Origin of the sequence: Streptomyces achromogenes, assembly GCF_030816715.1 — a bacterium.
Taxonomy (GTDB): domain Bacteria; phylum Actinomycetota; class Actinomycetes; order Streptomycetales; family Streptomycetaceae; genus Streptomyces; species Streptomyces achromogenes_A.
Window position 1 is genome coordinate 2706733 of sequence record NZ_JAUSYH010000001.1, and the last position, 12469, is coordinate 2719201.

Sequence of the window (12469 nt, forward strand, 5' to 3'; positions counted from 1 at the left end):
GACCGGGAGGACCCGGAAGAAGAAGCGGACCCGGGGGACGGGGAGGGCCCCGGGACCGGGGAGCGCCCGGAGCTCCTGAAGGCTCCCGAGCTGTCGCCGCCCCCGGGTCCGATGCAACCCTCGGAGCCGGTGCAGCCCTCGGAGCCGGTGCAGCCCTGGGAGCCGTTGCAGCCCCCGGAGCTGTCACAGCCGCCGGAGCCGTTGCAGCCCCCGGGTCCGATGCAACCCTCGGAGCCGGTGCAGCCCTGGGAGCCGTTGCAGCCCCCGGAGCTGTTGGCGGCTCCGGAGTTCCCGGGGGCACCGGAGGGCCGTGTCGCCGACCGCACGCCGTATGCCGCCGGGCCCTCCGAGTCCGCGGGGCGCCGTACGGCGTCCCTGGACGTCGCGTCGGCGACACCCGTGCGGCACGTGACACCGCCCGCGAACGCCATGGCGGGGCGCGTGACGGCGTCCGGGGCGCGCGTGATCACGGCGGTGGCCGCCGGGACCACAACCCCCATGCACACGCACCACACCCAGCCCAGGCACCACACACAGCCCACCCAGCACATGGCGGCAGCACCGGCCGACGGTTACGGCGCCACACCCCCCGCTTCCTGTGTGCTGACCGCGAACGGCGCCTACGCCGCACGTCTCGCCCGGGACGGCGACTCGCTGTTCCCCGAGCGCTGGACCCTGGACGGCCCCGAGCCGTACGCCGTGCCGCTGCCCGGCAACCAGCCGGAGGAGCCCGGCACGGAGGTCCAGCCGATGGCCGACGGCCGGGTGCTGATCCGGCGGCCGACCGACGGACGGCACGCGTTCTCCCTGCTGTATCCGACCGGACCCGGCACCGGAGAGCTGCCGCTGGGTGCCGTCGAGTGCCCGGACGACGGAGTCGAGCTGCGTCTGCTCCCGCCGGCCCCCTGCGGAGAGCGTGCGTACGCCCTCGCCGTCGGCCCCTGGACGACGGCCGTGTGGCTGGTCGCGGGCGGCGTCTTCGGCCCCGAGCACGTGGCCGAGATCCCCGGCCGGTGCTCCGGCGGCGTGTGGCTGGACCGCACCGGCCGCATGCTCGCGCTGGACCGTGAGGCCGGCGGGCGGACCAAGGCCGTCGTGATGGACCTGGAGCGCGGCGGTGAGATGTCGCCGCTGCTGCAGATCTCCGCCGACAGCGACGACCGTCTGCTGCTCGCCGACCCGGACAGCGGACTGCTGCTGATCAGCTCCGACGCCGCTTCGCCGGGAGAGCCACGGCTGGGCTGGGGGGTCGTGGGCAGCACGCTGCCGGTCCGCTTCCCGGAGTCCCTGCGGCTGCCCGGCCTCGCGATGACGCCCTTCGCGATCCAGCCGGGTCAGGCCCTCCTGCCGGAGGCCTGCGCGGTGGCGCTGCGCATCGACGGCCCCTTCGGCGCCTGGGTGGGCGTCTGGCGTCCCACGGAACGCCGGCTGCACCAACTGGCCGCGCCCGAAGGCTGGCTGACGGGCAGTGGACTGTGGACGCCGGACGGCGTGCTGCGGCTGCCGTACACCACGGCGGCGGAACCGTGCGGGGTGGCGCCCCTGACGGCTCCGGCCGCGGCCTCACCCGCAACCGCACCCGCAACCGCACCCGAGACCGCACCCGAGACCGCGCCCGAGACCGCGCCCGACTGGACACCGCCTGAGGCCGTTCCGTACTGGGCGTCCTCGTACGAGGCGGCGGCGTCCGGTGGGGTGGCGTCCGGCGGGAGTCCGTCGGAGCCGGCGCCGGTCGCCGCCCGTCCCGTGCCCCTGCAACAGGCGCCGCTCGGCCGACTTGTAACGAAGTAGCGGCGGTTGGCGTGGCCGCCTGGATTCGCCCCGCGGTGTGCCGGATAAAATCACCCGGCTGTAAAAGATCATGTTGACGGGGTGAATTCTTCCGATGAGCGACACAAGCACCATGCAGGCGCCGGCCGCCGACTTCCAGGAGACGGCCGGAAACGGCCGCCACCGGGGCCCGGTCTCGGCCCACGAGGCCGACTCGGCCCCTCACGGCAGGCATCGCAGGCCGGCCGAGAACAGGGCCGACGACACGTCCGAAGCGGCTGCCTGACAGTACGCCGCAGGGGCCCGGCCGTCCACGGACGGCCGGGCCCCTGCGCATGTCGTCGGCGCTCAGGCCCGCCCCGGACATCCGCGGGCACCCCCTGGCACCCCCGGGCATCCCTTGAGCGTCCCTTGGACGTCGTGCGTACCGCTTTCTCTACGTGGCCGGCTGACCGCGTCGCAGGCCCAGCACCTCGGCCGCCGCGAAGGTCTCGCCGTCCGGCCGGTCCGCGTAGTACCCGCCGAGGACGGCGTCCAGCTCGTCGAAGCTGAACGCGTCCTGCTTGCTGTCGAACTTCGCCGCCACCCTGGGCCGTTCGACGACCGCCACGACGCCCCCGTGCACGACGAGCAACTGCCCGTTGATCCGCGCGGCGGCCGGTGACGCCAGGTAGCCGACGAGCGGCGCGACATGCTCGGGGGCGAGCGGGTCGAGCCCGTCGGCCGGCTGCTCGAACCCGGCGAAGACGTCCGCCGTCATCCGGGTGCGGGCACGCGGGCAGATCGCGTTGGCGGTCACGCCGTACTTGGCGAGCGCGAGGGCCGTGGAGGTCGTCAGGCCGACGATCCCGCCCTTCGCCGCCGCGTAGTTGGGCTGCCCCGCGGAGCCGGCCAGGAACGCCTCCGACGAGGTGTTCACGATCCGCCCGTACACCGGGGCGCCTGCCGCCTTGGAACGCTCGCGCCAGTGCGCGGCGGCGAAGCGGGTGGTGTTGAAGTGGCCTTTGAGGTGGACCCGGATCACCGAGTCCCACTCCTCCTCCGCCATGGAGAAGACCATGCGGTCGCGCAGGATGCCCGCGTTGTTGACGACGACGTCCAACGTGCCGAACTCGGCGATCGCCGCGTCGACGAGCTCGCGGGCCTGCCGGAAGTCGGACACGTCCCCGGTGTGGGCGAGCGCGGCGCCGCCCGCGGCCCGGATCTCCGCCGCGACCTCCTGCGCCGGCCCTGCCGACGCCTCGCCGGAGCCGTCACGGCCGGGCTGTCCGTAGTCGTTGACGACGACGGCCGCGCCCAGCCGGGCCAGTTCCAGCGCCTCGGCGCGCCCGAGCCCGCGCCCGGCGCCCGTGACGATGGCGGTCAGCCCCTCGAGCGGCAGGGGCAGTGGCGATGACAGTGACATCCGGACGACCGCCCCTCAGATCTCTATGCACGTACGGAGCGCCGCACCGGTGCGCATCTGGTCCAGTGCCTCGTTGATCTCGGTGAGCGCCACACGGTGGGTGATCAGGCCCTCGAGGTCGATGCGGCCGGCCCGCCACAGGGCGATCGTCCGCTCGTAGGAGCGCAGGACGTCGCCGCCGCCGTACATCGAGGGCAGGATCCGCTTCTCGTCGAAGAACAGCTCGAACATGTTGAGCTGGAGGAAGTCGTCCAGTGCGCCCGCGCCGACGACGACGAGGGTGCCGCCGCGCCGGGTGTTCTCGTAGGCGGTGCGGGCGGTGGCGGAGCGGCCGACGACCTCGAAGACGTAGTCGAACCCCTCCCCGCCGGTGACCAGTTGCTTCGTCCCGGGCAGCTCGTCCGGCGAGACGGCCTTCGTGGCGCCGAACCGCAGGGCGGCCTCCCGGCGTGCGGCGACCGGGTCGACGGCGACGATTTCGGCGGCGCCCTTGAGCCGCGCGCCCTGGATCGCGGAGACGCCGACGCCTCCGCAGCCGATGACCGCGACCGACGAACCGGCTTCCACGTCGGCCGTGTTGAGGGCGGCGCCCAGTCCCGTGGTCACCCCGCACCCGATGAGGGCGGCGATGTCGAAGGGGACGTCGTCGGGAATCGGGACCGCGCAGCCGGCGTCCACCACGACCTCCTCGGCGAAGGTCCCGGTGCCGGCGAAACCGAACACGTCGCCGCCCGGGCGGCGGAAGTTGGGGGTGCCGGCGTTCATGAAACCGGCCAGGCACAGCTCGGTCTGGCCGCGCTTGCAGGCGGGGCAGGCGCCGCAGGCCGGCAGCCAGCAGACCACGACCCGGTCGCCGGGCTTCACCCGGGTGACGCCCTCGCCGACCTCCAGCACTTCGCCCGCGCCCTCGTGGCCGGGTACGAAGGGCGCGGGCTGGGGAAGCACCCCGCCCATCGCGGACAGGTCCGAGTGGCACAGCCCGGTGGCCCGCACCCGGATCCTGACCCGCCCGGGTCCGAAGCCCACGGCCTCGACGTCGTCGTGGACCTCCAGCTTGTCCTGGCCGATCTCGTGCAGTACGGCTGCGCGCATGGTGCGGCTCCCCTCGGACCCCTGACGGGCGGTGCTCTGTCGGGCGGTTTTCTGACGGGCGGTTCCCCGGATGTGCGACGGACGGTTTCCCCTGATGTGCGACGGGCGGTTTCCCCTGATGTGCGACGGGCGGTTCCCGGATGTGCGGATGGCGGGTGCGTTGCTGTGCGGAGGGCCGGTCTCCCTGCCGGACGGGGGGCTAGGAGTGCTGGACGACGGTGTCGGCGAGGACCGGCGCGTCGTCCCGCTCGACCGCGCTCACGGCCGCCCGCACCTCGCCCGCCCCGCGCCACATTTGGATGCGCAGGGTCTCTCCGGGGTACACCACTCCCGCGAACCGCGTGGCGTACGAGCGGACCCGGCCGACGTCGCCGTCGAGCAGGGTGTCGACGACCGCCTTCAGCGTGACGCCGTAGGTGCACAGGCCGTGCAGGATGGGCCGGTCGAACCCGGCGAGCTTCGCGAACTCGGGGTCGGCGTGCAGCGGGTTGTAGTCGCCGGAGAGCCGGTAGAGGAGCGCCTGGTCCTCGCGCAGGGCCCGCTCGACCGTCCTGTCGGCTTCGCCGGCGGGCGGCTCGAGCCGGCCGGACGGGCCGCGGTCCCCGCCCCAGCCGCCCTCGCCGCGGACGAAGATCTGGGCGTCGTTGGTCCACAGGGGCCCGTCCGCGTCGGCGGCCTCGGTGCGCATGACGAGGACGGCGGCGCTGCCCTTGTCGTAGACGGCGGCGATGCGTCCGGTGGCGGTGGCCCGGCCCTCGGCGGGGATGGCCCGGTGGATCTCCAGGCGCTGGCCGCCGTGCAGGACCCGGGCGAGGTCGACCTCGACGCCGGGCATGGACAGCGAGCTGATCACGCCGGGCGAGCCGGAGCCCGCGACGGTGGCGAAGCTCGGCAGGACGTGCAGCCGGGATTCCAGCGTGTAGCGCAGTTCGTCGGGGTCGTTGGCCGGAACGCCCGCGCCGATGCCGAGGTGGTACAGCTGGACGTCTCGGCGGTCCCAGGCGATCTCGCCGGTCCGGGGTTCGGCGGCGAGCGCCTTGGCTGCGTCGATGGGCATGGAGCTCCTGATCGTTCGGATCCGTCTTGGTCATCGGATCGGATCGCATCTGGTCGCGTCGGATCGGTCCTGATCAATCGAGTCAGCCCTAGATCGCTCAGGGCTGATCGATCAGGACCGGGCCGGTTCGATCGCGTCGTTCGGAGACCTCGGCACGGCCGTCCGCACCGATCGGCCGCACCGAGGTCGTCACGGGGCCGCGGAACCCGCCCGAGCGAGCAGATCTAGAACGCGTTCCAGCGCGGCGACCCCCTGTATAGCCCAGGCCTCCGGAGTTGTGAAGACACCTGACGGTATGTCAGATGCGACGGCCGGTGCACCGGGCGCGAGCCCCCGTCCGCTCGAGCTCCCGGCCGGTCGGGCACGGCGACCGATGACATTTGTCCCGCACGGGTCCGTACATCCGGCTCTGCCGCCGACGGCCCCGGAAACGTAGCGTCGACGACAGACCCGCACCGGCACGACGGGCGGACCACGGAAACGACGAACCGGGGGACACCACCATGACGAGATCACCGGCACAGTGGCGGCGACGCACACTCGCCCGCCGGACGGCGACCCGGCGCTCGGCGCCGGGGACGGGGACGGGGACGGGGCGCGAGCGGCAACAGCGCCGGAGGGAGGACGAGAACCGCCACCACGCGCAGCAGAAGGCCGCCCGCACGGCCGGGCAGGTCTCCGAGGACCCCGGTCCGCCACCCAACGGCTTCTCCCTGCTGCCCTGGCTGCTGATGGGGATGGGTGCGCTCTCCCACCTCTTCCAGGGCGAGACGCCCAACCCGTGGATCGGCGGCCTCGGGCTGCTGACGTTCAACTCCCTGTACATCTACGTCGCCTTCCGCGCCTTCGCGAAGGAGACCCGCGACGCGGTGTCCACGCGCGTGGCGCTGGTCCTGCTGGGCCTCGTGACCTGCGCACTCGCCCTCGGCTACGGCGGCAACTGGCTCCTCTTCTTCCCGCTGCTGGGCCTCGCGACGGGCGCGGTCCTGCGCGGGGCCCCTCTGCGCGGTCTCGGCATCGCCGTGGCCGTCCTGGCGGGTACGGTCTCCTCCGTCCACGACGGCTGGGGCGCGCTCACCATCGCCTACGCCACCTGGATCTCGACGATGGTCACGGCCGCGATCCTCTCCCTCTCCGAGGCGGTGCGGGAGCTGCGCGCCGCCCGCGAGGAGCTGGCCCGGCGCGCGGTGGAGGAGGAGCGGCTGCGGTTCTCCCGTGACCTGCACGATCTGCTCGGCCACACCCTCTCCGTGATCGTGGTGAAGTCGGAGGCGGCCCGACGGCTGGCGCCGCGCGACATGGACGCGGCGCTCTCCCAGGTCACGGACATCGAGGCGGTCGGGCGGCAGGCGCTGACCGAGATCCGCGAGGCGGTCACCGGCTACCGCGAGGGCAGTCTGGCCACCGAGCTGGAGCGGGCCCGCTCGGCTCTGTCGGCGGCGGGCGTCGAACCGACGGTGAACCGTTCCGGGCCGCCGCCGGAGCCGCAGACCGCGGCGCTGCTGGGCTGGGTGGTGCGCGAGACGGTCACCAACGTCATCCGGCACAGCGAGGCCACCCGGTGTGCGATCACGGTGTCCGGCACCCCGGACCGGGTCCGGCTGACGGTGACGGACGACGGGGTCGGCCTCGGCGAGGACGAGGACGTCGAGGACTGCTGCGCACGCGGCGGCACCGGACTGACCGGTCTGCGCGAGCGTCTGGCGGCGGCGGGCGGCTCGCTGACGGCGGACCGGGGACCGAACGGCGGCTTCCGCGTCGCGGCGGAGCTGCCGGCGGACCCCAGAGTGGACGCGGACGCCAGGGTCGTCGCCTGCGCCAGGATCGTCGAGGACGGCGGGGCGGACGCGGACGCCGACGGGAACGCGGACAGCCGGGCGGACGCGGACGCGGGCGGGAACGCGGCGGGGGCAGTGTCCGACGAGGGCGCCAGGGGCGGCGGAGGCGCGAGAGACGAGGAGGGCGTGCGGTCCTCCCTCCGGCCGGAGTCCCCGCACGGGGCGCGGTCCGCGGTCGGCGGCCCTAATCTTGGGCCGTGACCGAGATGCCGGGTGGGCCCGTGAACGAGATGCCCCGTGACCGCCGCCCCGCCAAGTGCATCCGGGTGCTGCTCGCCGAGGACCAGGGCATGATGCGCGGGGCGCTGGCACTGCTGCTGGGGCTGGAGGCCGACATCGAGGTGGTCGCCCAGGTCGGCGCGGGCGACCGGATCGTGGAGGCGGCCCTGCTCCACCGCCCGGACGTCGCCCTCCTCGACATCGAGCTGCCCGGCATCAGCGGCCTGGACGCCGCCGCCGAGCTGCGCGAGCAGACGCCCGACTGCCGGGTGCTGATCCTGACCACGTTCGGGCGGCCCGGCTATCTGCGCCGCGCCATGGAGGCCGGGGCCGCCGGGTTCCTGGTCAAGGACGGCCCGGTGGAGGAGCTGGCGGAGGCGATCCGCCGGGTGCTGGCGGGCGAGACGGTCGTGGACCCGGCGCTCGCCGCGGCCGCGCTGGGCGCCGGCCCGAACCCGCTCACCGCCCGCGAGCGCGACGTCCTGAACGCGTCGGTCGACGGTGCGACGGTCGCCGACATCGCGGGCAGGCTGCACCTCTCGGAGTCCACGGTCCGCAACTACCTCTCCTCCGCCATCGGCAAGACGGGCGCCCGCAATCGCATGGAGGCCATGCGCGAGGCCCGGCAACAGGGGTGGCTGTAGGGTCCGGGCCGCCGCTGGCATAGTGCCCGCATGTCGTTACCGATACGGATTCCCAGGCGTGCGGCCGGGCAGGCGGCGGTTGTCGCGGCGGTGTTCACCACGGCTGTGTTCACCTCCGGGGTCACGCCCGCCGTCACCCCGGCGGTCGTGCCGGCCGTCGCGCCCGCCATCGCGCCCGCGGTCGTGTCTGCCGATGCGCCCGCGGCCGTGCCGGAGGCGGTCGCGGACGAAGGGTCCGGCCGGGTCGCGATGCGGTTCGAGACCGTGGAGACCTACGTCATGTACAGCGCCGACGAAGGGGCCGGGGCCTCGAACGACGGCTTCGTCGTCCCGGTCTACGTCCAGGCGAGCAAGGGCGGCGAACCGGCCCGCAACGTCAGGGTCGTGGTCGACGCGTCGGGGCTGGCGGGAGTCGCCCGGGTCGGTGACACGCACATGTGCGAGGCCGAGGGTCCGGTCTTCACGTGCGTGTACGGCGATCTGCAGAACGGCGACGGCGAGAGCTACTCCCCCCTCTCCCTCCGCGGCGTGGACGGCGTCGAGCCGGGCGACAGCGGGACGGTGACGTACACCGCGACCGCCGACAACGCGCCCGCCGTCACCGGCACCACCCGGATGACCGTCGGCGGTCCGAGGCTTTCCGCGCCCGGGCAGGAGAAGAACGTGAGCGGGCTGGCTCCGGGGAAGTCCGCGCACGTGACGCCACGCCTGGCCAACCACACCCGTTTCCCGGCGAATCAGGGCGTCGCCCTCAAGGTCGACGCGTCGGAGGGACTGACGCTCAGCGCGCTGCACAGCAACTGTTTCTACGCGGGGTCCGCGCCCACCTCCGCATGGTGCACGTTCCCGACGAAGGCCGCGCCGGGTGCCGCCTACGCGGCCGACGCCCCGCTGGTCTACACGGTCACCGGGCCCAGGACGCTGACCGGCGAGGTGACCTACACCTGGTCGTCCGCCCCGTCGCGCCCCGCCGGTCACCCGGTGCGGGGCGTCGGCCCCCCGCTCGGCCTGGTCCGCACCCCCGCCCGGGGCATCGGCGACGGCCAGGGCAGGGTCGCCGTGACCACCGACGTCCAGGTCGACTACCGTCCCGTCACCGCGACCGTCCGGGGCCGCGTCGGTGACACGGTGCACGTCCGGCTGGGGCTGGAGGACCTCGGCCCGGGCCGGATGACGGGCGACGAGGAGCCGGGCCGTTTCGAGGTGGTCCCGCCCGAGGGCACCACGGTCACCTCCGTGCCGTTTCGCTTCGAGGAGGACGGCGGGAAGTGGGCCTGCGACCGGCCGGAGAAGCCCGGCGGTGCGTTCGTCTGCGAGATCGGCCGCGACCAGTTCTACGAGGTGCGGCACGAAGGGGGCACGACCGCCATCGACTTCCACATCCGTATCGACCGGCAGGTCGCGGGCGCGCGGGGCACCATCCGCACGGTCAACCCGTACGACCGCACCCCGGCCAACGACGTAGCCGTCATCCCGCTCGACGCCTCGCCCGCCCCGCCGTACCGGTACGCCTGGGCCTGGGCCGCGGGCGCCCTGGCCGTCGTCCTCCTGGCCGTCGTCCTCCTGGCCGTCGTGCGGCTCCGTCGCCGCCGACGGGCCGCACCGTCCTGAACACGGTTGCCGCGCACCCGCGCCCCCCGTGTGCGCCCCGCGTGCCTGGCGGGCCCGCGCCGGGTCCTCAGATTCCCGCGCCGGTCCGTCGCAGCACCCGCAGCGAGCCGGTGTCCGAGACCTCCGTGAAGGCCCCGGACGCCAGGGCGCGCAGGTAGACGCGGTAGGGGGCCTGACCGGTGAACTCGTCGACCGGGTCGGGGAAGACGTCGTGGATGACGAGGAGCCCGCCCTCCGCGACGTGCGGCGCCCAGCCCTCGTAGTCGGAGCCGGCGTGCTCGTCGGTGTGACCGCCGTCGACGAAGACCAGGCCGAGGGGCGTGTTCCAGAACGCGGCGATCTGCGGCGACCGTCCGACGAGCGCGACGACGTGCTCCTCCAGACCGGCCCGGTGCAGGGTGCGGCGGAAGGCGGGCAGCGTGTCCATGAGACCGATCTCGGGGTCGACGGTCTCCGGGTCGTGGTACTCCCAGCCGGGCTGCTGCTCCTCGCTCCCCCGGTGGTGGTCGAGGGTGAGGGCGCTGACGCCGGTCCGGCGGGCCGCGTCCGCGAGCAGGATCGCGGAGCGCCCGCAGTACGTGCCGATCTCCAGCAGCGGCATCCCGAGCGTCCCCGCCTCGACGGCGGCGGCGTACAGCGCGAGCCCCTCGTCGACCGGCATGAACCCCTTCGCCGCCTCGAACGCGGCCAGGATCTCGGGCTGGGGCACCGCGGGCATGGGGGTCCTTCCGACGGACGAACGAACGAGCCCGCCCATGCTGCCCCACCCTGGGCGACGCCGGTGACAGGGGGTGCGGAAACGGCGGTAGGGCGCTGCGGCCGCACCCCCCGTCGACTGCCGACGGGGGGTGCGGAGGGGGCGTGCGCCGGAGCGCCGCCGCCCGGGAGGGGGCGTGGCGGTCAGGCCGTGACGGTCTCGGCCGGGAGGGCCAGGTCCAGGTCCACCGGGCGGGCGTCGCCCGCGTGGGTGGCGGAGCTCGCCAGGGGGCCGTGGCCCACGGCCTTCGCGGCGAGAACGTAGGGCCCCTGGGCCGGGACGGCGAGGGCGTAGCTGCCGTCCGGCTCCGAGAGGGTCGCGCCCGCCTGACGGCCGCGGCGGTCGATGAGGGTGACCCTGGCGCGGGCGACGGGGACGCCGTGGGCGTCCAGCACCCGGCCGCGGAAGCCCCGCAGGGCCTCCTCGGCGCGCGCCGGCACGGCGTCCTCCTCGCTGCTGGCGCGCAGCCGCAGGGCGTCCGAGGGGCGCTGCTGCCGGGGCAGGAACAGCGCGAGGACCAGGCCGATCGCGACGGCGGCGGTGGCGATCAGGAAGGAGACGCGGAAGCCGTGCATGGTCGGCACGGCGACGCCGCCGACGTCGTTCGCGGTGTTGGCGAGCACCATGCCGATGACGGCGCTGGACACCGACGTCCCGATGGACCGCATGAGGGTGTTGAGGCCGTTGGCCGCGCCGGTCTCGGAGGCCGGGACCGCGCCGACGATCAGCGCGGGCAGCGAGGAGTAGGCGAGGCCGATGCCCGCCCCGAGGACGACCGCGATGACGAGGCTCTGCCAGGCGGCGCTCATCAGGCCGAGGCCGGCGCCGTAGCCGATCGCGATGATCAGCATGCCGAGGATCAGGGTGACCTTGGGGCCGTACCTGGCGGACAGACGGGCGTAGACGGGCGCGGTGACCATCATCGTCAGGCCGAGCGGTGCGACGAGCAGGCCGGCGACGACCATCGACTGACCGAGGCCGTAGCCGGTGGCCTTCGGCAGCTGGAGCAGCTGCGGCAGAACCAGGGAGACGACGTAGAACGAGACGCCGACCATGATCGAGGCCAGGTTGGTGAAGAGGACGGCCGGGCGGGCCGTGGTGCGCAGGTCCACCAGCGGGGCCTTCACGCGCAGCTCCATGACGCCCCACAGGACGAGGACGACGGCCGCGGCGGCGAACAGGCCGAGGGTGGTGCCGGAGGTCCAGCCCCAGTCGCTGCCCTTGGTGATGGGCAGCAGGAACAGGACGAGGCCGGCGGAGAGGCCGATCGCTCCGAGGACGTCGAAGGTGCCTTCCGCGCGCGCCGGGGACTCGGGGACGACGAGGAGGGTGAGGGCGATGGCGAGCGCGCCGAGGCCGGCGGCGCCGTAGAAGAGGGCGTGCCAGTCGGCGTGCTGGGCGACCAGGGCCGCGAGGGGGAGGGCGAGGCCGCCGCCGACGCCGATCGAGGAGCTCATCAGGGCCATGGCCGAGCCGAGCTTCTCGCGCGGCAGCATGTCCCGCATCAGGCCGATGCCGAGCGGGATCGCGCCCATGGCGAAGCCCTGGAGGGTGCGGCCGGCGATCATCGTGATCAGGTCGCTGGTGAGCGCGCTGACCAGGGCGCCGACGACCATGACGGCGAGGCTGGCGATGAGCAGACGGCGCTTGCCGTACAGGTCGCCGAGGCGGCCCATGATCGGGGTGGCCACGGCGCCGGAGAGCAGGGTGGAGGTCAGGACCCAGGTGGCGTTGCTGGGCGAGGTGCCCAGCAGCTGGGGAAGGTCTTTGATGACCGGGACGAGCAGGGTCTGCATGACCGCGACCACGATGCCCGCGAAGGCGAGGACCGGGACCACGGCTCCGCTCGCTTCGCGGGTGGGCCGGTCCGTCGTCGTGTGCGTCATGAGGGGGTGCCTCCGGGCGGTGGTTCGGCGATTACATGGGAGCTGAACCTGTATGCACGGGCAACTATTCCGATGCTTCGGCGTACTAACGAATTCTTTATCTTCTCTTGACCCCGGCACCACGTCCGCCCCACTTCCCCCTCCTCTTCCCCTCCCCTCCTCTCCCTCCCCCTCCCCTTCCTCTTCCTCT

The 12469-nt window shown here is 73.8% G+C and carries 10 protein-coding genes; 5 read left to right on the forward strand and 5 right to left on the reverse strand.

Going from position 1 to position 12469, the window contains the following annotated elements:
- Positions 1-549: 549 nt before the first annotated feature.
- On the forward strand, positions 550-1791 hold the full coding sequence (locus tag QF032_RS12235) for a hypothetical protein (protein ID WP_307060228.1): 1242 nt from the start codon (positions 550-552) through the stop codon (positions 1789-1791).
- A 94-nt stretch (positions 1792-1885) separates the two neighbouring features.
- Positions 1886-2056: a hypothetical protein gene (locus QF032_RS12240; RefSeq protein ID WP_307042318.1), complete on the forward strand. Its 171-nt coding sequence runs from the start codon at positions 1886-1888 to the stop codon at positions 2054-2056.
- Between the two features lie 150 nt (positions 2057-2206).
- On the opposite strand, the gene QF032_RS12245 is transcribed toward QF032_RS12240, so the two are convergent.
- The 3 genes from QF032_RS12245 to QF032_RS12255 form a co-directional block, all read right to left on the reverse strand.
- Positions 2207-3157 (reverse strand): 3-oxoacyl-ACP reductase, encoded by a 951-nt coding sequence (locus QF032_RS12245; RefSeq protein WP_307050049.1) that lies wholly within the window; start codon positions 3155-3157, stop codon positions 2207-2209.
- A 33-nt stretch (positions 3158-3190) separates the two neighbouring features.
- Complete coding sequence (locus tag QF032_RS12250) at positions 3191-4267, reverse strand: Zn-dependent alcohol dehydrogenase (RefSeq protein WP_307042320.1); 1077 nt, start codon at positions 4265-4267, stop codon at positions 3191-3193.
- A gap of 199 nt (positions 4268-4466) precedes the next feature.
- Complete coding sequence (locus QF032_RS12255; protein WP_307042322.1) at positions 4467-5324, reverse strand: MaoC/PaaZ C-terminal domain-containing protein; 858 nt, start codon at positions 5322-5324, stop codon at positions 4467-4469.
- 503 nt (positions 5325-5827) lie between these two features.
- Between QF032_RS12255 and QF032_RS12260 the strand changes: the two genes are divergently transcribed.
- From QF032_RS12260 to QF032_RS12270, 3 genes are read left to right on the forward strand one after another with little or no spacing between them, the layout of a single operon-like run.
- Positions 5828-7363: a sensor histidine kinase gene (locus tag QF032_RS12260; RefSeq protein ID WP_307055993.1), complete on the forward strand. Its 1536-nt coding sequence runs from the start codon at positions 5828-5830 to the stop codon at positions 7361-7363.
- A gap of 29 nt (positions 7364-7392) precedes the next feature.
- Positions 7393-8025 carry a response regulator transcription factor gene (locus tag QF032_RS12265; RefSeq protein WP_307050051.1) on the forward strand — a complete coding sequence of 211 codons (633 nt, stop codon included), beginning with the start codon at positions 7393-7395 and terminating at the stop codon, positions 8023-8025.
- A 30-nt stretch (positions 8026-8055) separates the two neighbouring features.
- Positions 8056-9636 (forward strand): hypothetical protein, encoded by a 1581-nt coding sequence (locus tag QF032_RS12270; RefSeq protein ID WP_307055994.1) that lies wholly within the window; start codon positions 8056-8058, stop codon positions 9634-9636.
- 67 nt (positions 9637-9703) lie between these two features.
- On the opposite strand, the gene QF032_RS12275 is transcribed toward QF032_RS12270, so the two are convergent.
- Both QF032_RS12275 and QF032_RS12280 read right to left on the reverse strand, forming a co-directional pair.
- Positions 9704-10354: a class I SAM-dependent methyltransferase gene (locus QF032_RS12275; protein WP_307042328.1), complete on the reverse strand. Its 651-nt coding sequence runs from the start codon at positions 10352-10354 to the stop codon at positions 9704-9706.
- A gap of 182 nt (positions 10355-10536) precedes the next feature.
- Entirely contained in the window at positions 10537-12279 is a 1743-nt protein-coding gene (locus QF032_RS12280; RefSeq protein WP_307042330.1) for an MFS transporter, read from the reverse strand.
- Positions 12280-12469 lie beyond the last annotated feature (190 nt).